The organism is Streptomyces sp. NPDC000345 (assembly GCF_042898825.1).
Classification (GTDB): domain Bacteria; phylum Actinomycetota; class Actinomycetes; order Streptomycetales; family Streptomycetaceae; genus Streptomyces.
On the sequence record NZ_JBIAZE010000007.1, the window covers coordinates 179,113 to 199,934 of the forward strand.

Consider the following 20,822-nt stretch of genomic DNA (forward strand, 5'->3'; position numbering starts at 1 on the left):
CTTCAACCACCGTTCGAGGGTGTCGTGGCACACGTGTAGTACGGGGATTCGACCGGGGCCCAGTCCGAGGCTCCGGCACTGTTGACGGCGCGGACTCTGAAGCACATGTGGGTGCCCGGGGCCAGGCCCTCCCAGGTGTATGTGTTCCGGCCGCCGGGAACCGTCTGCGAGGTCTCACCGTTGTTGATCTCGATCTCGGTCGGATTGCCGGGGACATACCCCCAGGAGACGAATATGGAGGTCGTGTCCGCAGGGAAGGAACCGACATCGGTGGGTGCGCCGGGAGGGGCTTCGGCGGAGGTTCCGGTCACCTGCAGCGTCATGGATTCGCGCCGTGAGTCGTCGAGCATGGTGACCCGTGCGGTGTATGTCTGGCCCGGATCCTGAGGTGTGAAGACCACATCGAATGCGCAGGCCCCGGACTGGTCCGGAGGCGGGCAGGAAGTCGGCTTCACTCTCCAGTTGGTCGTGTCGTCGACGGCCAGAGTGTTCTTGTCGCCGCAGCCCGAGAACACGGCGAATTCCATGTGGCGGGTTTCCTCTTTCCCGGCCGCCAACGGGCCGAACGTCTCGGGCCCCATCGAAACGGCCGTGCACGTCCTGGGGCTGTCTTCGGGCCCCTTCGAGGGGGGCCCGGAGACATTGTCCGTCGTCTCGCGGGACCGGGATGGAGACGGTCTGTGTCCCACGGAGGGGGCTGACTGAGTCGGAGGGAAGGCCGTCGCCTGGTACGACGCAGCCGGCGCGGCCGCCGGCTGCTCACCGCCGCCGCCTGTGAGGCCCGCTGTGAAGATGCCTCCGGCCACCAGGGCCGCCACCCCGACGCCGATCGCCGTGGGGCTGGTGGCGATCGTGGCCACGCCCGATTTGGCGGCCCCCGACGCGGCCACGCCCGATTTCGCCGTGGCGCCGTGCAGAGCACCGTGGCCGAGCACCGCCGCCGCCCCGGCGGTGACGCCGGCCGTCACCCCGGCCGCCAGCCCCAGACCGCGCCTGCGAACCTGCTCTTCGCGTAAGAAGTAGGCCTCATCATCGGCCGATCCCAGCGCACGGGCCGCTTCCAGGCCGGACTCCAGTACTTGCCGCCAGGCACCCCAGCGCAGCGTACGGGCGAACACCGGCGCCACGGCCCGCGCCAGGTCCCGCACGGCCACGTGGTCGCCCACCCGGGCCGCCGCCGTGAGGACGTGGCAGATCACGGCGGCTTCGCCGGCCACATCGCGCCGGGCGGCGGTGGTCTGTATCCAGTCCGTCAGCGGCCTCGCGAATTCCGCCGCACCGCGCACAGTCCCGGACCGCTCAGCGACCAGCTCGGCGAACCGTCCCACGACGCGGTAGCCGGTGCTGTCACACGCGACCAGGGCCAGCGACTCCAGCTCCGTGACGGCGGCGCGGTCCATGCCGCCTGCGAGCGCCGTGAGCAGGGCCGGGGAGAGGGAGAACGGCTCGAAGGCGCGAAGGAGACGCAGGAGCTTGCCCGCTTCGTCACTCAGTCGGCCGGCGAGCCCGACCGCGAGCGTCGACTCGTGCACGTCAAAGCCGGTGCCGGCGGGACCCGCCCCGGATTGGGGCTCTTCACCCGTGTCCGGCCTGGCCGCCGCTTCGCCGCGTTCGAGAGCGGCAATGGCGCCGGCGGCCTGGACGAGCGTCAGGGGGTGACCCCGTACGGTGGTGATCAAACCTCTGGCCGCGTCCGGTTCACCGCCGCGCAGCGGTCGGCCGAGTTCCCGCGCGAAGAGCGCGAGTGCGTGCTCTTCGGCGAGCCCGTTGAGGCGCAACGCTCTCGCCCCGTCCCAGGCGATGTGCTCGGCACAGGCCACCACCACCTCGCAGCCGGGAGCGGCATCGACGAGGGCGGCCAGATCTTCGGGGGCGCCCTGGAAGTCATCGACGACGAGGAGGGCACGGACCGCCCCCATCAACCGCCGCACTCTGGCGTGGTCGGGCTTGTAACCCTCGGTCTCGAAACAGGCGTGGAAGAGATCCTGGACGACATCCTCAACGGGCAGGCCGGTGGCCGGAAGGTAGATCACATCGCCGCCGCCGGGTCTCGCGGCGCGGTCCGCCGCCACACGCCGCAGCAGCGCGGACTTGCCGACTCCCGGCGGCCCGTACACCTGCACCGGGTGTCCTTCAGACAACCAGTCGTCGAACCGGGCCACTTCGTGCTCGCGCCCGAGCAGTGCGGGAATACGGCGGGGCAGGGCCCGGCCCACGGGCCGATCGCGCCGCTCGACCTGCGGGGGCCCTTCGGGGCGCACCATGACGGAGGAGCCCCGTGCCGCGTTGACGACGACGGTCTGGACGACATTCCGACTGCCGACGACAACCTGCCCGTCGACATCTCCGTGTACGTGGACATTATTCGCACTTGTCATCGAACTTCCCCCGCGGCGCCCGCACTACCCCCGGGAAAGTCGTAACACGTCGCATCAGGTGACCGTGCGTCAAGTTTCGCTATTGCTCAGGAAATGACTCCCCTGTCGCATGTGTGGGTCACTCTGTTGCGCGTTGGGGCCCGGAGCGTTGTCACATTGGCCCGGAATGATCTTTGCGTGGGTCTCCTCGGGGAGGGTTCGTGTCGGGTGAGTCGCCTTCGTACAGGAGTCACCGCTACTCGGCAGGGATCATCGCGCACCGCCTGTCCCGCAGCAGTGACGAGCCAGTTCTCGTCGTGCCGTGCATGAGGAGAATCGACTGGAGGGCGCCGACGGATCCGGGCGGTCGGCGCGTCGGCCCGCCACGCCGCCCGCGTGACCAGCGCTGCGGCAGGGGGCTGCCTCGCGGGGGCAAGCCGTCGGCGCGCCTCTCGGTGAATCGGCGCGGCGCCGGTGGGCAGCGGGATGCCGCCGAACGGCTCAAGTGAACGGTCGCGCGGGGCACGCCGTGGATGAACTTGGGCGCCGTTGTCGATCCAGCCACGTCCCGTTCGACATCCTCATGCAGGACGCGTCTCCGCACGAGGAGGCGACCGGGACTGATGAGGAAACACATGGATCAACTGCTGCGCGTGCAGAACTTCACCATCTCCAGCGACGGCGTCGCCGCGGGCGAGGACCAGAGCCTGGAGCGGCCCTTCGGCCACCACATCGATCCGGGCAGGCTCTTCGCCTGGGCCGGCGCCACGGCGAGCTGGCCCAACCGCACCGAGCCCGGGGGAAGCAGGGGCCTCGACGACTACTTCACCCGGGACTTCAGCCACAACATCGGCGCCGAGATCATGGGCCGCAACAAGTTCGGACCCCAGCGCGGCCCGTGGCGCGACCACGAGTGGCGCGGCTGGTGGGGTGACGAGCCGCCCTTCCACACGCCGGTCTTCGTCCTGACCCACCACAAGCGTCCGTCGTTCACGCTCTCCGACACCACGTTCCACTTCGTGGACGGCGACCCCGCCACCGTTCTCGCGCAGGCGCGGGAGGCGGCGCAGGGCAAGGACGTGCGGCTCGGCGGCGGCGTGACCACCGTCCGGGAGTTCCTCGACGCCGACCTCGTCGACACCCTGCACGTGGCCGTCGCGCCGGTGAAGCTCGGGTCCGGGCTGCGCCTCTGGGACGCGCCGGAAGAGCTGCTGGACCGGTTCCACATGGAGGTCGTGCCCAGCCCGAGCGGCGTGACGCACCACCTTTTCTGGCGCAGATGACCAGAGAGGCAACGCGGCAACCCGAGCGCGTACGAAAGGGGGCCCGGCGGGTGCCGGGCCCCCGTTTCGCGGAAGGTGTCACTCGTGGGAGACGGTGAACGCCACCGTCGCGTTGTCGCCGCCGCCACCGGTGCGCGAGCAGGTGTAGTGCGCGGGTACGGTGCAGGAGTAGCTGTTCGAGCCCACGTACGGGTTGTTCCAGTGCACGGTCACGTAGCCGGCCCCGGCGAGGAGGTACTGAACCTCGCCCTCGGTGCCGGTCATGAAGCCGTCCGACTCGCTCTGCCAGGAACCGCTGCGGCCCGGCGGGATGTTGCCCGGGGGCAGCTGGTTGTCGGTCCAGATGCCCCCGTCGAGGCGGTCGTAGGTGCGACCGAGCAGGCCGCCGGTGTTGTTGTTGAGGGTGACATACGTGCTGCGCGCGGCCTGGACGGCGGCCGGGCTGTGAGCCTTCGTCAGGGCCTTCAGGCGCTGGTGGCCGCCCGTGATCGTGAAGGTGACGTTGGCGTTGTTGCCGCTGCCGCCGCTGCGCGAGCACGCGTAGCCGTCCGGGACGGTGCAGGAGTAGCTGTTGGAGCCCGCCCACGGATTGTTCCAGTGGATCTTGACCTGCCCGCCGTCGACCGCGAAGTCGGCGTCGCCCTCGGTGCCGGTCATGAAGCCGCAGGACTGACTGCCCCACGCGGTGGACTTGCCGCTGGGCAGATAGTCGGTCGGCAGCTGACCGTCGGTCCAGCACCCGTGGGCGAGGCCGGCCCAGACCCGCTGCATGCCGCTACCGCTGTAGTTGTTCACCGTCACACCGGTGCTGCGCGCGGCGGACAGGGGCGCGGCGGGCTGGGCCGTGTCCTGCCCCGCGGACGCGGAGGAGGGGGTGGCCGCCGCCGGGGCGGGTTCGGCGGCGTGCGCGGACGGGATTGCCGCGATGAGGCCGCCGATCACCAGGGCGGCGGTCGACAGGGCCGTGGCCACCGCGCGGGGCGTGCCGGCGGCGGAGGTTCGGGGCGGGCGCTTCGTGCTCATCAGGACAGTCACCTTTCGGTCGGGAGGGACGACGGGCGGGATCACGCGGCGCTCGCGGCCTACCAGTACCAGAGGACCCAGTCGGGTCCCTGGGCCTGGACGTACTCGACCACGTACGCCGCGGCGGTGCCGGCGAGCATCAGCAGGGCACCGGCCGCCTCGGCCGACGCCCTGTCGGAGTACGAGCCGCCCCAGTGGCGGAAGTCGGCGGCGGTCCGAGGCGCGGCCGCGGGGGCCTGCGGCGCGGCCGCCGCACGGCTCGGGTGCGGGGACGCGGCGTGAACCGCGGGCGCGGCCGCGGCGGTGGCGGGCGGGGCGACGGCCCCGGCCGTCACGACGGCCGCCACGACGGCGAGGCCGGCGGCGCCGAGGAGGCGTCGGACGGTGTGGTGGGCGGGAACGGGCATCTCCGTGCCTTTCTCATCCGGCCCGGCGGAGGGTGGATGTGCGATGTGCAGTGCACCGGGCACGCATCACCCTGCCGGGCCGGCGGAACGGCGGGCATCGTGGAAAACCACGAGCCGTCCGGGGGCCGTGCGCGTTCGTGACTCAGGACGTCCCGATCTCCGTGAGCCTGGCCAGGAGTTGGGTGCGGCGGGTGACGCCGAGTTTGCGGTAGGCGTGGGTGAGGTGGGTTTCCACCGTGCGGCGGGAGAGGTGGAGTTCGGCACAGATCTGCATGTTCGTCCGGCCCTGGACGGCGAGGTCGACGATCCGCCGCTCGGACGGGCTGAGCGGGCTGTCGCCCTCCGCGGTCGCCGCCCGGCACGTTCGGCGGGTGGCGTGGACGGCGACGGCGTCCCGGGCCTCGACGACCACTCTGCCCTGACCGGTGGTGGACCGGGCCAGTAGCCGGACCGCCAGGTCGTACGCCTCGCGGAGATCGGCGCCTCCCTTGCGGCGGTTGCCGACCAGGATCCGCGCCCGGCCCAGATCCAGCAGCGACTCGATCAGCTCGACGGGCGCGGGCGCCGTCCGGAGCAACGCCACCGATTCGGTCAGCGACTCCAGCGCCTGCCGGCTGCCGACCACGGCGGCACGGGCCCGCAGCGCCCGGCCGACCGTGCGCGGGGTGCCCCAGGTGCGGGCGTGCGCCAGTTCCTCGTCCGCGAGCGCTCGGCCCTCCACCGGCCGGCCCAGCCGCGCCAGCGCCAGGGCCGCACCGGAGCGCCACGGCGTGGCCACCGGGCTGACGAAGTCGCGGGCGTCCTGACCGGCCCCGCAGGCCAGGAAGGCGTCGAGCGCCGCCCGGTGGTCGCCCTCGTACGCGTGCAGGACACCTCGGGCGTAGTGGAGTTCGTTCCATTCCCAGGAACTGTCCGGGTTCTCCTCTCCCCCGCGCCCCAGGAGTCGCCAGGCCGCCTCGCGCTCGCCGAGCTCATACCGGGCACGGGCCACCATGGCCGTGAGGTGGGTCAGGCGGATGCCGCGTTCCGTGCAGGCGTCCAGCAGCGGGGCGTTCTCGGCGAGTACACGGCCGAAGTCACCGGCCATCAGGGCGGCTTCGGCCCGCACGCTGACCAGGCACTGATGGCCGGCGTCGGCCGGGTCGGGCAGCGCGGGCAGTGCGGGCAGGCACGCGTCGGCGAGGGCGCGGGCGTCGGCGAGCCGGTCGGCCCACTGGAGCAGGGTGGCCGCGCTGCCGAGCCAGGCGGTGCGGATCCTCGGGTCGACCGGCTCCGGTGACGCGAGCCGCGGCAGCACCAGGTCGAGCACCGCGGCGGCGGACAGCCGGCCCGCCCCGGCGTCGTACTCGGCGACCAGCGCGCGCATCAGCGGTTCGGTCGCGGCGGGCGCGGTGGCCACCGACTCCCGCATCCCGGCGACCGCGTCGCGCCAGGCGACGGCGTCGTGCGAGGCGATGAGGGCGGTGACCGAGCGGAGCGCGTCGGCGCACCGGGCGTCGTCCGCCGTCCGGTTCTCGCGATGCAGGACCTTCAGCGCGCTCTCCGTCCGTCCCTGTGCGGCCAGGGCCGTGCCGAGGGCCGATGCGACAGCGGCGCGGTTGCCCGGGTCGGCGTGCAATTCCAGGGCGGCGCGCAGGCGGCGGACGCCCGCGTCGGCGTTGTGGCGCAACTCGAGGCCGCCCAGGCGCAGGGTGATGTCGGCGCGGCGGCCCACCGGAAGGGGGCCGGTGAGCGCGTGGCGCAGGAAGGCGATGGCCTCCGCCGTCCGGCCCTCGCGGAGCGCCTCCTCGGCGGCGTCCTCCAGGGACTGCGTCATCCACTGCTCTGCGAGCGGGTCGAGGTGCACGAGGTGGGCGGCGACGGTCGCCGCGGACGCGCCGCTCTCGTCGAGCCTGCGCGCCATTCGGCGGCGGAGCACCGCGAGTTCGGCCGGGTGGGCGGCGCCGAGGGCGGCCTCGCGGGCCGGCGGCTCGGACAGGATCCGCGCGAGGTGGTCGGCGCCCGGCGGCAGGGTGCGGAACTCCGGACCCAGCGCTGCGACTTCGCGCATCATGGCGCGGGGATGCGGGCAGTGCTGTGCGGCGACGGCCAGGGCGAGGATGAGGGCGCGGACGACCGGGCCGGCACCGGATCGGACCCAGTTCTCGATCGTCCGGCCGTAGCGGCCCGGTTCGGGCCCACCCGCCGCGTCGGCGAGGAGGGCATGGACGAGGGCCGGGTTGCCGTGCGCCGCCTGCGCGACGCTGCCGGCGAGCCGGCGGACGGCGGCCGGGCTGAGCGGGTCCAGGTGCACCGTGCCGCCGGCAGCCTCGGGCAGCGGGCCGACGAGCCCGTCGGCGCTCGCGGTCAGCAGGAGGAACACCGGCAGTCCCACGAGCCGACGGGCCAGATAGCCGAGCCAGCGCTTCGACGGTGTGTCGGCCTCGTGCACGTCGTCGACGGCCAGTAGCAGGGGCTTTCGGTGGGCGTCCCGGGCGACTGCGTCAAGGAGGCGGTGAAAGGTCCGCTGTTCGTCGACGGAGGATTCGCAGGCGAAGGGTATGTCCTCTTCCGTCACTGGAAAGAGCTGGCGCAACAGGGCGAACGGGAACGCCCCCTCCTCGCGCGAACCGCGCGCCTGCCGGACGGCCATCGTTCCACGCACCGACTCCTGCCCGACCACTTCGTCAAGCAGTGCGGTACGCCCCATTCCGGGCAGCGCCCTGACCAACAGCCACCGCCCGGTGCCGGCCCGCGCGGACGCCTCCGCGTGCGCCGCGAGGGCGCCTGCCTCATCCCGTTCGACCATCGGGTTCCCCACTCGTTCCCTCCTGCGGCGCACCGATCTTCCCTGCACAGGTAGATGGCATTCCGGAGAGTGAGGAGCTGTCGACTATCGGTCAGATTTCCGGTCGGGGCACTGCGCACCGTCGATTCCCTGAACCGGTGACCACCTTGATCTCAACCGGGCTTGAGGTTGCACCATGTTCCACATGAACGCGGAATCCACGGCGTACGCCGCCGACATCGAAGCCATCAAGCAGGTCGTTGCCACCGTCGAGCACTCCCAGCAGCACAAGGACCCCGACGAATTCCTCGCGCTCTTCCACCCCGACGCGGTCTGGACGACGGCTCACGGGAAGGTGCTCATCGGCCTCGACGCGATCTCGGAGTTCACCCGCAAGGTGCTCCCCGCGGCCCACTGGGACGGCGAGGTCAGTTACGAGGTGGTCCACGTGCTCTTCATCCGCCCCGACGTCGCGGCGGTCAAGGTGCGTCAGCGTTACCTGGGCGGCACCGACGAGAGCGAGGGCGCCCCGCTGTACGTGATGAGCAAGCAGGACGACGCTCGCTGGCTGCTGACCGCCTGCCAGAACACGGGCGTCGTCGCCGACTGATCCAACTGGGCGCACTCTCCCGAGGCCGTCGCCGTCGCGGACGTACGCTCGGAGCACATCGGCTCCGAGCGCACCGACGCCGGCGGCCTGGCAGTCGACGACGGGCCCCTCGAGCTCGACCGCCCCGGGGCCGGCAGCGAGTGGGCTCCCTTCACCGCCCCAGGTACGCCGTCGTCACCGCCAGGGCCGTCGCCATGATGCTCAGCTGCGGGTTCACTTCGGGGCAGCTTGGGAGCAACGCCCCGTCCGCGACCAGCACACCGCGCGCACCCCGCAGCTGTCCCGTCCCGTCCACGGGAAAGCCCTCCGGGTTCGCACCCGCCGCGACCGTGCCGGTGGGGTGGTAGGCCGAGAGATGCAGCTGCCGTGCGCTCGTGCCGGCGAGGACCGCGTCGAGGTCCGTCAGACCGCGTACCCAGGGCGCGGCGGGGATGCCGGTGAGGACTTCCTCGGCGCCCGCAGCGAACAGCAGCTCGCCCATGGCGCGTACCGCCCGCATCAGACGGCCCGCGTCACGGCGGTGCAGGTCGTAGCGGAGCAGCGTGCGGTCACGGCCGAGCACCCGGCCGGAGGGCAGGTCGGCGATCATCGCGCCGAGGGTGGCCAGCCGGTCGGCGCCTTCCAGTTCACGGCGCAACTCGCCACCCACTCCGGGCAGCACGAAGGAGCCCATGCCCGGCGGGGTGGCAGTGGCCTCGATGAGGACGCCTGCGTGGTGATGTTCCTCCACGCCCACGCTCTGCAGCACGCCCTGCCAGGCGGTGACCGGTTCCGCGAAGCGCCCGGCGACGCTGGTGGCCGGGTGGACGCTGAGGTTCCGCCCGAGCCGGGGATGCCGGCCCAGGCCCGAGCGGCGCAGCAGCGGCGGTGATCCGAGGGCGCCCGCGGCCACGACGACCAAAGGGGCGAGGATCTCGAACCCGTCGTCCTCCCGGCGCCCCCGCACCCCCGCCGCGTCCTCCCGGCGCACCCGCACTCCCGCCGCGCGCGGCCCGCCCGGCCGGTCCGTGCCGACGAGCACGCGCTCCACCCGCGCTCCGGTGACGATGCGGGCCCCGGCGGCGCAGGCGTCGGGGAGCACGGACAGCTGCACGCTCTGTTTGGCGCCGGTCGGGCAGCCCACGACGCACTGGCAGGAGCCCTTGCAGCCGGGCGCGTTGCGGCGCAGCGGGGCCGCGTGCCAGCCGAGCCTGCCCGCTCCGGTGAGCGCGATCCGACCGTTGCCGCCGAGGACGTCCAGGGGCTGGGTGGCCACGCGCAGGGTGCGCTCCGCGTCGTCCAGGTGGCGGCCGAGGTCCTCGGCGAGCGCGAACCCGAAGTCCGTGCTCCAGCGGGCGAGGACGTGGTCGGGAGTGCGGTAGCACGTACCGGAGTTGACGACGGTGGTGCCGCCGACGGCCCGGCCCACCGGCAGCAGCAGCGGCGGGCTGCCGACGGCGACGGTCGCTCCGCCGTCCCGGTACAGCTCGGCGAACCGCTCGAGCGGTGTGCGGCGTGCGAACGATTCGGTGGGGTGGTGCTGTCCTTCTTCCAGGACGACCACGTCGAGTCCCGCCCGGGCCAGGGTCCGCGCGGCCATGGCCCCGCCCGCCCCGGATCCGATGACCACGGCGTCGGCGGTGGACCGCGCGGGCCAGGCGTACGACGGCACGCAGTCGAGCGGTGGATCCGCCCGTGTGAGCCCGTGTGCCGGCAAGCCGTCCTCGAGCATCCGCTCGGTGCCGGCCGCGAGGAGAACGGGCACCTTGAGCACGTCCAGGAACGGCAGCAGCGCCGGCCGTGCGACGAGCCCGGCCAGCACCGACTCGCGCTCGGGCCCGGTGAGCGCGGCCAGTGGGCGTCCTGTCCGCGCCATGGCGTACGCGTCGAGGCCGCGCGCCGCCGCCCGTACACCGACGCGGGCGGGAAGCGGCATCGAGGCGAGGACCGTCTCCAGCCTCGCGGGGACGCGGGTGGGCCAGTCGGCCGTGCCGTCGTCGGCGATGACGGCGGCCACCAGGCCGGTGAGGCTCATCGGTGACCCACTTCCGCATGGGCCGTTCCGTCGAGCGTCCATTCCCTCTCGGTGCGCCAGCCGCCGAACCACCAGCGTTCGAGCAGGACATGGGCGTCGGCGCGTTCGCTGTTGCGGCAGGTCGCACGGGCGCCGTCGGGGTCGGTGTAGTCCAGGGCGAGGGTGCGGTCCGCGGGCTGGGTGACCTGCACGCGGATCCGGCGCAGTCCGGCGCGGCCGGTGACGGTCCAGGTGGGCAGGCCGACGGCGGCGCGGAAGCGTCCCGCTCCGGCCCAGCCGAGCGCAGCACGTTCGGGGCGGCGTGGCCAGGTGCGGCCGTTGCGGCGCAGGCGGAGGAAGACCAGTGGGGGGAGCCTGCGCAGGCCCGGGCGCGTGGAGACGGCGGCGACGATCTCCAGGATGTCGCCGCCGCCGAGGTCGGCGTGCAGCCAGGCCCATCGGCGGGCGTTGCCGTGACCGTAGATCCGGGCGGACGCGCCCGGGGCCGCGGTGAGCGTCAGGGGCGTGCCGTCGTGTGTGAAGGTTCCGTCGTAGAGGGCCCGTGCGGCGGGCAGCATGTGGGCGGCGGGCAGCACTGCCCGGCGCCACGACCACCGGGGGAAGGTGAACAGCGGCTCGGCCACGGGCTGTTCGGTCAGCTGCCAGTGCAGAGAGCCGCCGTCGGCCGACCCGGTCAGCCGTCCGGGCCCGGCCAGGACTCCGTCCGCGCGGAATCCGGCCTGGTCGGCGGTCCACGGAACGGGTCCGAAGCGCGCGTGCCGTACGGGTCCGTCTTGGGGGAAGAGGGCGGCCCAACCGTGTGCGTACGGCTCGGATCCGTCGGCAGGTGCGGTGAGTTCATGGTGCAGCCACAGCCCGCTCCCGGTCGCCGGGTCGGTGATGGTGGTGTACCAGACCTCGGTACGTCCCGGCTCGCCCTTCCAGCGCGGCGCGAGGAGCGCGTCGCGGTTCTCCCGCCGAGGGAAGCGGAAGCTCGCCAGGAACGGAGCGAGCTGTGTGGCCAGGGGAAAACGCAGGGTTCCGGTGCCGATGGGTGCGCCGTCCTCGTACACGGTGTACGGCAGTACGGTCATGGAGGCCACCGGTCTGCGCGGTGTCACGGACTTCCAGCCGTCGAGGGTGAGCCTGCGGCCGTCGGCGGTGAACGCGATGCGGTAGCGGATACGGCGCGCGGAGAACGGGGAGATCTCCAACTCGCCGTGGGCGTCCGGGTCGTCGGCCCAGCCCGCGACCCGTATCCGGCCGGTGGCACGGGCCTCGGTCGTGCCGGTCAGCCGCATGACACGGTCAGCCGAGACGGTCAGGTCGAGGCGTAGCGGGCGGGCGCCGTTCTCGTGGTCGAGTCGCAGCGTGCCGACCATGGCTTCGCGGAAGACGGTGCCGCGACCGGGGGTGGTGCCCTTCGGGGGCGAGGCGGGGAGCGTGCTCATGCGAGACCCTCCAGCATGATCCGTTCGGTGGCCGTCAGATACTCCTCGGCCGCCCGCCGTGCGCCGGTCTCGTCGCCGTCGACGACCGCGTCGACGACCGGGCGGAGGCGCCCATGGGCCGCGGCGGCGTCCGTGAAAGGACGGACGAGCGCGGCGCGCACCGGCAGGTAGGCGTTGAAGAGCGTGTTGGTCAGCAGGACGTAGACACGGTTGCCGGTGGCGCGGGCCAGGGCCCGGTGCACCTCGATGTCGGCGAGCTGGACGGCGTCGCCGCCCTCAGCCTCGCTCACTGCGGTCAGCAGGCCGCGCAGCTCGGCGCGCTGCCCGTCCGTCGCCCGGGCGGCCGCGCGCTCGGCGATCAACGCGCCGATGCTGCGTCGTACTTCGAAGATCTCGCCGAGCCAGTCGGGGCTGTGCCGGACGAGCATGGGCAGCAGGTCGGCCCCGCCGAGGCGCAGGTAGTCCCGCACTCGGGTGCCGACGCCGTGGCGGGTCTCCAGCAATCCGGCCTGGACGAGCCGGCCGAAGGCGTGCTTGAGAGTGGTTCGGGTGACTCCGTAGCCGTCGGCGAGACTGCGCTCGGGTGGCAGATACGTACCGGCCGGGTGCCGCCCGGTGAGGATGTCCTCCCGCAGACGGCTCTCCAGCACGTCGACGATGGTTTCGCGCGGCAATGGCTCCACACGGTCCTCCCCAGTGGCTCAGTGGATGAGCCACTCAACCAACAGCCGTTGATGAAGTCAATGCCCCGACCGCCGGTGTGGGCAGGCCCGTTACGGACGGATCGCCATGACGGGCGGCGGACTGTTCTTGTCCTCCCTGACGCAAGAACGGGCAGGGCCGGGAGCTTCGCCGCCGCCCGGGGTGGTCAACCCGCGTAAGGGCCCCTGACGACACTGTCCCCGGAGTGGTCCGGCTTGCCGTTGTACGGCTGGACGGAGACGTCGACCACCGAGTACTCCTCGAGGTCGATGGTGTCGGGCACCGGCAGCACGGCGTGGCCGTCCGGGCCGAGGACTCCCATCGAGACGAGTTTGCTGTGGGTGCGGTCCATCAGCCAGACCTCGAAGTAGCCCTTGGTCTTCGGCAGCCCCTTGACGGTGATGTCGAGGGTGCGGTGAGCGCTGCGTCCGTCGAGCCGGGCGTACCCGGCCGAGCGGGGCTGGAGGGAGTCGAGCCGTCTGCCGTCCTCGGCGGATGTGACGGAGGAGTTGTCCTGGTTGACCCACCAGGTGACCGCGCTGCCCGCGCCGGCGCCCAGAAGCGCGGCGCATGCGGCGATCATGACGGTGAAGCGGGCGAGACGGCGGGGCTTGGGCAGGGAGCGCACCGGCGTCCCCGGGTCCGCGGCGTCCGTCGTGGCCGGCGGGGCGTGCTGTCCGGTGGGCAGCGGCGGGAGGCTCGCCGGGTCTCGTCCGGGCGCGCCCGCGCCGGTTGCATCGGTGGTGTGGGAGGCCAGGTCGAGTTCTCCGGCGATGGCCTCCCACAGGTCGTCGGGCGGGGCCATCAGGTCGTCCTCATGAGGCAGGGGCGTCTTGGCCGTGGCGACCACACGGCGCAGTGCCTTGAGTTCCTCCGTGCAGCGAGCGCAGTGGCGCAGGTGCTCCTCGGCGGACGGGGAGGCTGTGTCTCCGATCGCCATCAGCGCCAGCGTCTCGTCATCCGCGTGCTTCACCGTCCACCTCCAGCCTGTTCTTCAGACGCATGAGCCCGCGCCGGGTGTGGGTCTTCACCGTGCCCAGGGGCAGCCCGGTCCGTTCGGCGATCTGCGCTTGGGTGAGATCTTCGTAGAAGGCCAGTCGGAGCACCATCTGTTGCTCTTGGGAAAGTCTTTCCAGCTCATCCGTCAGCAGAACGTAGTCCACCACGGAGTCCGACGGGGAGATCTGCTGCCGGCCGTGGTCGGGCGTGGACACGAGGCCCACCGCTTCGACGTCGCGCAGCTGCCGTGACCGTCGCGTCAGGGCGTCGGCCACCTTCTTGTGCGTGATGCCCATGAGCCAGGTCTTCAGCGACCCACGTCGTGGATCGTACCGCTCACGGCCGCGCCAGGCCCCGACGAACACCTGCTGTGCGACGTCCTTGGCCTCCTCGGCATCGCCCAGCTTGCGGGCCGCCACCGTGAACACCAGGGCTCCCCAGCGGCGGTAGGCCTCGTTGAGGCACGCTTCATCGCCGTCTGCGAAACCGTGGCCGAGATGCTCGTCGGAGACGGACGTCACACGGGACACACTAGCCGCCAGAACCTGCGAGCCGCCCCATGCCGGGGTCACTTCGACGCCTCCACGGCCGTCACGACGAGATTGTTCTGGTAGCCACCGTCGTCCGGCAGGTACGGGCCCGTGCAGGTGATCAGTGTCAGGGCGGCCGGACCGTCCGTGCGGAAGGCACCGGACGCCGCCAGCGCCTGCTTGGCGACGGTACGACGGGAGACGACGCGGTAGTCCGCGCGGCTGCCGTCCGCCCGCTCGACCGTCACCCTGTCGCCCTCGCGCACGTCCTTGAGGGCGACGAGGACTCCGAGGCCGCGATCGTCGGAATCGACGTGGCCGACGATCACGGACGACCCGGCGGGTGCGCCCGGCTGCGGCGAGTAGCGGTACCAGCCCACGCGGCGCGGGTCTTCCGGTACGGCGACCCGGCCGTCGTCGGTGACGCCCACCGGATCGACGGCGGCGCGCAGCTCCAGGCGCGGCAGGCTCAGCCTCGTCGGAGCGGGAAGGGACACGGGTGTGGCCGGTGAGCCGTACTCCCCCGTGCCTGCGGGGGCCGGGGCCGCGCCGGACACCGTCGGACCGGTGGGGGCCGGGGACACCGCCGCGGGGGCACCGGGGGCGGCGCCGGTGACCGGCTCGGCGCCGAAATCGTCGGCGTCGGCGCGCCCGCCGGCGGAGCCGGCACGCACCACGAGGACCACGGACGCGGCGAGCCCGCAGAGCGCGACGGTGAGAGCGATCAGCAGCGCGGAGCGAGAGCTGAGCCAGTTCATGCGGTGGTTCCTCTTCACCGATGGGGACGTGGTGTGCCGCCGTCGCCCTCGCGGCACACCACGTCAGGGGCAGGGGTCCTGAGCCGCGGACGCGTCCGGAGGAGGGCTCAGCGCGCGGTCGTGCGCAGCCGGTACAGCAGACCGGCGGCCCCCAGGAAGGACACGGCGCCCAGAGACAGCGCACCCAGCGGCAGGCTCGCGTTGTGTGCGGCGGCCTGTCCGCTCTCGCCGGCATCCGCGCCGGCCGGTGCGGAGTGCATGCCGGTCAGGGTCTGGGTCTTGAGCGCCAGGTTCTTGTCCGCGGCGCTGCCCCAGGCGTACACGACGGTGTTCGTGCCCTCGGCCAGGTTCAGGTCGGCCGGGCCGATCGCCACGGTGTCGGTGCCGGCGAGTACCACGTCGGCGCTGACCGTACCGGCCGCTACCTCGCCCTTGGCTTCCTTGGGGTTGACCAGGCCCTTGAACACCGGTGTTCCGTCGGCGCGGACGTCGACGGCGGGTGCAGCGGCGACGTGGCGCACGGTCAGCCGGGCCTTTCCGGCCGGCACCTTCGACATGTCGTTCACGAAGGTGTCCAGCGCGGGCTCGCCGTCCGCCGTCAGGTGGGCGACGAGGGTGGCGTTCGCGCCGGCGGGCACGTCGACCGTCTTCTCGATGGCGGGCGTTCCGTCGGGTCCTTCACCGTCCTTGAAGATCTTGATGTCGTAGGAGCCCGCGTCCAGTTTCATCGGGTCGGTGAGCGTGCCCGGCTTGAAGTCCGGGATCAGCTCGTCGTTCCCCGCGTACACGTCGACCGTCAGGCCCGGTACGGCGTGCAGTACGGAGACGGTGGCCTGCTCGCCCGTGGCGTTCGGCTGGGCGAGCGCGGGAGCGGCGGCGGTGACGGAGACAACGACGGCGACACCGGCGGCAAGGGCGGCACCCGCGGCTCGTGCAGTCATGGCGGTTCCCTTCGATCGAGTCTGTCTCGAATCTGTGAGAACGCATTCCGTCACCTGGGCGGGGTTGGTTTCACCCGCCGCCGAAATTCTTTTCGGGCTCCCGCTCGACTCGGGGCGTGCCGGCTCTGGTGGTTGGAACGCGCCTGGTCAGGGCCTTGTGGAGCGGATGCCGGCCGATCCGACCAGTGGCCGGGGTCATGGTCGGGTCGGGTCGGGCGTTGAGTGCCTGAGGTGGCCCCTCGGGCTGTCACGGTCGGCCACAGGCTGTGATGATCAACGTCTGTCTGCGTGCCCTAGGCTGGCGTGATGGGTGTGGGGATCGAAGTCCTGATCGTGGACTGGCCGCGGGTGGAGGCGGCGGCGCCCGGCGACCGCGAGACGTTCCTGAGCGATGCCGCCTTCGGAGAGGCGTACAGCGATGATCTCTTCGAGCACGGCTGGTCGTGGTCCGCACAGCCGGGTGACGACTGGTTCCGCAGGTACGCGTTCCGGGACACGCTCGGCTCGTTCAAGCCTCACTTCTGGGCCGGTCACCGGTGGGACCACATGCGGGACTTCGTCGAGCCCGACGTGCGCGACGTACTGGACCGGTTCAACGACGCGCTGTTCTGGCACGGTCTGGAAGACACCACCGGGGCCGGTTCGGGGCTGCCGGAGCAGCCGTGCACCTGGGACGCGGATCTGCTGCTGTGGTGCCCGCCCGATCACGTGCCGCTGATCGCGGGATGGTGGCGGCAGGCGGCACCGCGCCTGGAAAGTCTGCGCAAGCCGTTCACCCGGCATGCCGCGGATTCCGGCGGCTGGATCACGACCTTCGCATCGTTCGCGTACCTGCTCACCGACTGGGGAGAGGTGGTCACGGATGCGGAGCGGCGCGGCTGGGGGGTCGTCGGCCTGCGCTGCTGAGCGCCTCCACGGTCCGTGTCCAGCAAGATCAGGCTGACACCGCACGGCTTCATGCCGCGGGCCCCTGCCGAGTCGGCAGGGGCCCGCAGCATGGACAGTCACCGTCTGCCGGCGGTGCGGCCCGGCCTCACCTCAGGTGCCGGGTGAAGAACCGGGCCATGGCGTCCCCCGCGAACCGCGGGACGCCGGTGTGCCCGCCCATATGGGCGTGCAGGGACTTCTCCCTGGAGCCGAAGGCGTCGAACAGGTCCAGGGCCGTCTGCCGGTCGTTGCCTTCGTCGTCCCACTGCAGCAGGACGTGCAGCGGAATGGTGACCTGGCGGGCCTCGTCGAACACGGCGCGAGGTACGAAACTCCCGGCGAAGAGGCCGGCGGCCACGATGCGTGGCTCCACCACGGCAAGGCGAACGCCGATGGAGATCACTCCCCCGGAGTACCCGACCGGGCCGCCGATCCCGGGCAGCGACAGGAGGGCGTCGAGGGCGGCCTGCCATTCCGGGACCGCCTTGTCGACGAGCGGGAGGACGAGGGCGTCGATGATCTCGTCGCTGACCGGCTCGTCGGCTTCCACAGCCCGGCGCAGGTCGGCGCGGGCCTGCTCGGCGGCGGCCCAGCGGGGGCGGTCACCGCTCCCGGGAAGCTCGATGGTGGCCGCGGCGAAGCCGTCCGCCGCGGCGTGCCGGGCCCGCGCCACGAGCCGGGGGTAGATCTTGCGCAGTCCGAGCGGAGGATGGCCGAGCAGGATCAGCGGCGCCGGTGCGGGTGCGGGCGCGGGCGTCCACAGGATGCCGGGGATGTCGCCGAGGGTGAATTCGCGTTCGAGGACGCCGTCGTCGAGGCGTTGTCCGGAAGTGAAGTGAAGGGGCATGGTCGTGCCTTTCGGGAGTGCGCGTGAACGGCGCTCCCGGACGACCTATCGCCCGACCGTGACCCCGGAGGAGAGCACCCATGTCGAAACGTTCACGGGTACCACCTCCTCGTTCTCTCGCACGACCTCAGCGAAGGTAGCAGCGGCCGCCGTGGTCCGCCAGTCCGGTCCAGGCCTGCGGCAGTTGCCGTACTGGCTGCGGGGGTGGGGACGGCGCGGCGGCGACCGCCACGGTTGCGTCGGTTCGACAAGCTGTCGGTGACGTCGCGGAGGGTGTCAGTGTCGTGCAGCCGCCCGCTTCACTCGCCGTGCAGGTGGGCCTGGTCGGCCTTGGCATGGTGCCGGTCGTGGGAGCCGGGCTGACCTGGACCACGCCGGGGGCAAGCACTGTCGGAGGATGCCGAATGGCCTCGCCCGGGCCTCTGCCGTTCAGTTCGGCCCGGCGGAGTCGGAAGCCGAGATCGCCCGACCGCTCGTCGAACTGCTCCAGGAGCACCTGCCGGCGCATCGCACTCCCCCACCTGCGATTCACCGGGCGATGTGAGGTACGTGCAGGTGGCGAGGACTCCGCCCATGATCAGGACGGCCGCGGCGAGCGCCAGCCACAGCCGGCCCTGGCGCAGTGCCCGGATCTCGCCGCGCACGGACACCTGGGTGGGCCGTTCCGTGCGGGGGACGACGCGGCCGGTCACGGCGGCTGCGAGGGCGGCGAGTGCGGCCAGGGCCCAGAACAGGCCACGCCAGCCGATGACGTGCCCGGCCGGCGAGCCGGCGGGGACGCCGAGGACGTTGGCCAGGGTCAGGCCGCCCAAACCTGGTCACCGGGCCGGACGACCTCGATCGGTCCGTCGCGGCGCTGGCACGGACCGATTCCCTCGGTGACGAAGACGGTCTGGCCCAGGGGGTGGCGGTGCCAGTGGGTGCGGGCGCCGGGCATGAAGTGGACGAGGGACAGGTGACCCGGGACGGGGGCGGAGCTGCGGGGACGGCGTCGATGCAGACGTCACCGGTGACCAGTCGGCGGGGCCCTTGACGGTGGCGATCGCGCTGCGGGTGAGGTGCACGGTTGCTCCTTGTGCGGGTCAGGGCTCGAGGAGGGCCTTGATGGCGCGGCGCTCGTCCATGGCCTTGTAGCCCTCGGCGACCTGGTCCAGGGGCAGGGTGAGGTCGAAGACCTTGCCCGGGTTGATGGCGCCGGTCAGGACGCGGTCGACGAGATCGGGCAGGTAGCGGCGTACGGGGGCGGGGCCGCCGCGCAGGCCGACGTGGGAGAAGAACAGTTCCTGGCCGTCCACGGCGACGTCGTGGGGGACGCCGACGAAGCCGACGTTGCCGCCGGGCCGTGCGGAGCGCAGGGCCTGCTGCATGGCCTGGGCGGTGCCGACGCACTCCAGCACACTGTCGGCGCCGATCCCGCCCGTCATCTCCTTGATGCGCTCGACGCCTTCGTCTCCCCGCTCGGTGACGATGTCGGTGGCGCCGAACTCTCGGGCCAGTTGCTGCCGGGAGGCGTGGCGGGACATGGCGATGATCCGCTCCGCGCCCTTCGCCTTGGCGGCGATCACCGCGCACAGACCGACCGCGCCGTCCCCGACCACCACGGCGGTCGAGCCGGGCTGCACCTCGGCCGCATCCGCGGCCCACCAGCCGGTGCCCATGACGTCGGAGACGGCCAGCAGGCTCGGCCAGAGTTCCTCACCCGGGACATGGTCGGTGGCGACCAGGGTGCCCTGGGCGTTGGGTACGCGCACGTAGTCGGCCTGGCAGGTGGACATGAACTCGCGGTGCAGGCAGTTCGACTGAAAGCCGTTCTTGCAGTGGGCGCAGGTGTTGTCCGAGGTGGCGAAGGAGCCGATCACGAACTGGCCCGGCCTGACCGAGGTGACCTCGCTGCCGACCTCCTCGACGAAGCCGACGTACTCGTGTCCCATCGGGTGCGGCTCGTCCGTCGGCTCCAGGCCCCGGTAGGGCCACAGGTCGGAGCCGCACACGCAGGTCACGGCCGTGCGGATGACGGCGTCGGTCGGGTTGACGGTCTTGGGGTCGTCGAGGGTCTCGAAGCGGATGTCGCCGGGGGCGTGGATCACTGCGCCGCGCATGAGAGAAGTTCCTTCGCGTGCCGAGGCGTAGGGCACCGGATGTCCGGGGCCGTCGCCGAGTGCAGGGCCAGGTGCACGCCGGTCGTGAAGGCCGGACGGAAAGCACCACGTCATCCAGGTAACCCGCTCTCGGCGGGGGGAGCGAGACACCATCAAGGGGTGTACTGGCAGTACATCCCTGCTGCGGCGGGTGGGACGTACCGTCGAAGGCGTGGACAACCGAGCAGAGGTCCGCGAGTTCCTCACCTCGCGACGAGCGAAGATCACCCCCGAGCGGGCGGGCCTGCCGTCGGGCAGCCGGCGCCGGGTGCCCGGCCTGCGCCGCAGCGAGGTCGCCGCGCTGGCCGACGTCAGCGTGGAGTACTACGCCAAGCTGGAGCGCGGCCACCTCGCCGGTGTCTCCCCGGCCGTCCTGGAAGCCGTCGCCCGTGCCCTCCAACTCGACGACGCCGAGCGCGCCCACCTGCTGAACCTGGCCCACGCGGCCGACGGCTCCGACGCCCTCACCCGGCCCCGCCGCCGCGCCGCCCGGCGGGCGTGGACGCCGCACCGGAGCCTGCAGTGGGTCCTGGACGCGGTCACCGCCGGCCCCGCCTTCGTCCGCAACGGCCGTATGGACCTGCTCGCCACGAACCAGCTCGCCCGCGTCTTCTACGACGACGTCTACGCCACGTCCCGCAACCAGGCGAACCTGGCCCGCTTCAACTTCCTCGACCCCGCGTCGCGCCGCTTCTACCCCGACTGGGAGCAGGCCGCAGACGTCGCCGTCGCCATCCTGCGCACCGAGGCCGGCCGCAACCCCCATGACAGGGACCTGCACGACCTCGTCGGCGAGCTGTCCACCCGAAGCGACGACTTCCGCACCCGCTGGGGCGCTCACAACGTCCGCCACCACGGGACCGGCACCAAGCGGTTCCGCCATCAGGTCGTCGGCGAACTCACCCTCGCCTACGAGGGCCTGGAGATGGCCGCCGAACCCGGTCTCACGCTCACCATCTACACGGCCGAACCCGGCTCGGCCTCCGAGGAGGGACTGCGACTGCTCGCCTCGTGGGCCGCCACTCAGGACGCCGGCTCCCCGGCGGAGCGGGGAGCCGACTGACCGTGCCGGACGGGCCGCGTACCGCC

Annotated in this window: 18 protein-coding genes; 4 read left to right on the forward strand and 14 right to left on the reverse strand. The window is 72.3% G+C overall.

Going from position 1 to position 20,822, the window contains the following annotated elements; all coding sequences use genetic code 11:
- Positions 1 to 2: 2 nt before the first annotated feature.
- A complete protein-coding gene (locus tag ACFY30_RS18805; RefSeq protein WP_390846275.1) occupies positions 3 to 2,264 on the reverse strand; it encodes a fibronectin type III domain-containing protein in 2,262 nt (753 codons plus the stop codon).
- Positions 2,265 to 2,992: 728 nt separating this feature from the next.
- Here ACFY30_RS18805 and ACFY30_RS18810 point away from each other — a divergent pair.
- Positions 2,993 to 3,640, forward strand: coding sequence for a dihydrofolate reductase family protein (locus ACFY30_RS18810; protein WP_390846504.1), 648 nt, complete (start codon positions 2,993 to 2,995; stop codon positions 3,638 to 3,640).
- A gap of 78 nt (positions 3,641 to 3,718) precedes the next feature.
- Here ACFY30_RS18810 and ACFY30_RS18815 read toward each other — a convergent pair whose 3' ends face one another.
- The 3 genes from ACFY30_RS18815 to ACFY30_RS18825 form a co-directional block, all read right to left on the reverse strand.
- Positions 3,719 to 4,663 (reverse strand): Crystal protein ET79, encoded by a 945-nt coding sequence (locus ACFY30_RS18815; protein ID WP_390846276.1) that lies wholly within the window; start codon positions 4,661 to 4,663, stop codon positions 3,719 to 3,721.
- Positions 4,664 to 4,722: 59 nt separating this feature from the next.
- Positions 4,723 to 5,070: a hypothetical protein gene (locus ACFY30_RS18820; RefSeq protein WP_390846277.1), complete on the reverse strand. Its 348-nt coding sequence runs from the start codon at positions 5,068 to 5,070 to the stop codon at positions 4,723 to 4,725.
- Between the two features lie 142 nt (positions 5,071 to 5,212).
- Positions 5,213 to 7,858 carry a LuxR C-terminal-related transcriptional regulator gene (locus tag ACFY30_RS18825; protein WP_390846278.1) on the reverse strand — a complete coding sequence of 882 codons (2,646 nt, stop codon included), beginning with the start codon at positions 7,856 to 7,858 and terminating at the stop codon, positions 5,213 to 5,215.
- Positions 7,859 to 8,033: 175 nt separating this feature from the next.
- On the opposite strand from ACFY30_RS18825, the gene ACFY30_RS18830 reads away from it, so the two are divergent.
- Positions 8,034 to 8,447 (forward strand): SgcJ/EcaC family oxidoreductase, encoded by a 414-nt coding sequence (locus ACFY30_RS18830; RefSeq protein ID WP_390846279.1) that lies wholly within the window; start codon positions 8,034 to 8,036, stop codon positions 8,445 to 8,447.
- A 151-nt stretch (positions 8,448 to 8,598) separates the two neighbouring features.
- Here ACFY30_RS18830 and ACFY30_RS18835 read toward each other — a convergent pair whose 3' ends face one another.
- The 7 genes from ACFY30_RS18835 to ACFY30_RS18865 all read right to left on the reverse strand — a co-directional run bounded on the left by ACFY30_RS18835 (position 8,599) and on the right by ACFY30_RS18865 (position 15,821).
- The gene (locus ACFY30_RS18835) at positions 8,599 to 10,461 is read right to left on the reverse strand and encodes a GMC family oxidoreductase N-terminal domain-containing protein (protein ID WP_390846280.1); all 1,863 of its coding nucleotides are present in this window, start codon (positions 10,459 to 10,461) and stop codon (positions 8,599 to 8,601) included.
- Positions 10,458 to 11,891, reverse strand: a complete 1,434-nt coding sequence (locus tag ACFY30_RS18840; RefSeq protein WP_390846281.1) for a hypothetical protein — start codon at positions 11,889 to 11,891, stop codon at positions 10,458 to 10,460. Before ACFY30_RS18840 ends, ACFY30_RS18835 begins: the two co-directional genes overlap by 4 nt.
- On the reverse strand, positions 11,888 to 12,574 hold the full coding sequence (locus tag ACFY30_RS18845; protein ID WP_390846282.1) for a FadR/GntR family transcriptional regulator: 687 nt from the start codon (positions 12,572 to 12,574) through the stop codon (positions 11,888 to 11,890). The genes ACFY30_RS18840 and ACFY30_RS18845 overlap by 4 nt, the downstream gene beginning before the upstream one ends.
- Positions 12,575 to 12,759: 185 nt before the next feature.
- Positions 12,760 to 13,566, reverse strand: a complete 807-nt coding sequence (locus ACFY30_RS18850) for an anti-sigma factor (protein WP_390846283.1) — start codon at positions 13,564 to 13,566, stop codon at positions 12,760 to 12,762.
- The gene (locus tag ACFY30_RS18855; RefSeq protein WP_390846284.1) at positions 13,550 to 14,113 is read right to left on the reverse strand and encodes a sigma-70 family RNA polymerase sigma factor; all 564 of its coding nucleotides are present in this window, start codon (positions 14,111 to 14,113) and stop codon (positions 13,550 to 13,552) included. Before ACFY30_RS18855 ends, ACFY30_RS18850 begins: the two co-directional genes overlap by 17 nt.
- Positions 14,114 to 14,160: 47 nt before the next feature.
- Positions 14,161 to 14,880, reverse strand: a complete 720-nt coding sequence (locus ACFY30_RS18860; RefSeq protein WP_390846285.1) for a class F sortase — start codon at positions 14,878 to 14,880, stop codon at positions 14,161 to 14,163.
- Between the two features lie 107 nt (positions 14,881 to 14,987).
- Positions 14,988 to 15,821: a DUF4397 domain-containing protein gene (locus ACFY30_RS18865; RefSeq protein ID WP_390846286.1), complete on the reverse strand. Its 834-nt coding sequence runs from the start codon at positions 15,819 to 15,821 to the stop codon at positions 14,988 to 14,990.
- A 306-nt stretch (positions 15,822 to 16,127) separates the two neighbouring features.
- On the opposite strand from ACFY30_RS18865, the gene ACFY30_RS18870 reads away from it, so the two are divergent.
- A complete protein-coding gene (locus tag ACFY30_RS18870; protein ID WP_390846287.1) occupies positions 16,128 to 16,727 on the forward strand; it encodes a hypothetical protein in 600 nt (199 codons plus the stop codon).
- 127 nt (positions 16,728 to 16,854) lie between these two features.
- Here the strand turns inward: ACFY30_RS18870 and ACFY30_RS18875 are convergent, their stop codons facing one another.
- The 3 genes from ACFY30_RS18875 to ACFY30_RS18885 form a co-directional block, all read right to left on the reverse strand.
- Positions 16,855 to 17,595: an alpha/beta hydrolase gene (locus tag ACFY30_RS18875; RefSeq protein WP_390846288.1), complete on the reverse strand. Its 741-nt coding sequence runs from the start codon at positions 17,593 to 17,595 to the stop codon at positions 16,855 to 16,857.
- A 799-nt stretch (positions 17,596 to 18,394) separates the two neighbouring features.
- Positions 18,395 to 18,532, reverse strand: a complete 138-nt coding sequence (locus ACFY30_RS18880; RefSeq protein WP_390846289.1) for a hypothetical protein — start codon at positions 18,530 to 18,532, stop codon at positions 18,395 to 18,397.
- Between the two features lie 145 nt (positions 18,533 to 18,677).
- Complete coding sequence (locus tag ACFY30_RS18885; RefSeq protein WP_390846290.1) at positions 18,678 to 19,694, reverse strand: zinc-dependent alcohol dehydrogenase family protein; 1,017 nt, start codon at positions 19,692 to 19,694, stop codon at positions 18,678 to 18,680.
- A 211-nt stretch (positions 19,695 to 19,905) separates the two neighbouring features.
- Between ACFY30_RS18885 and ACFY30_RS18890 the strand changes: the two genes are divergently transcribed.
- Entirely contained in the window at positions 19,906 to 20,796 is an 891-nt protein-coding gene (locus tag ACFY30_RS18890; RefSeq protein ID WP_390846291.1) for a helix-turn-helix domain-containing protein, read from the forward strand.
- Positions 20,797 to 20,822 lie beyond the last annotated feature (26 nt).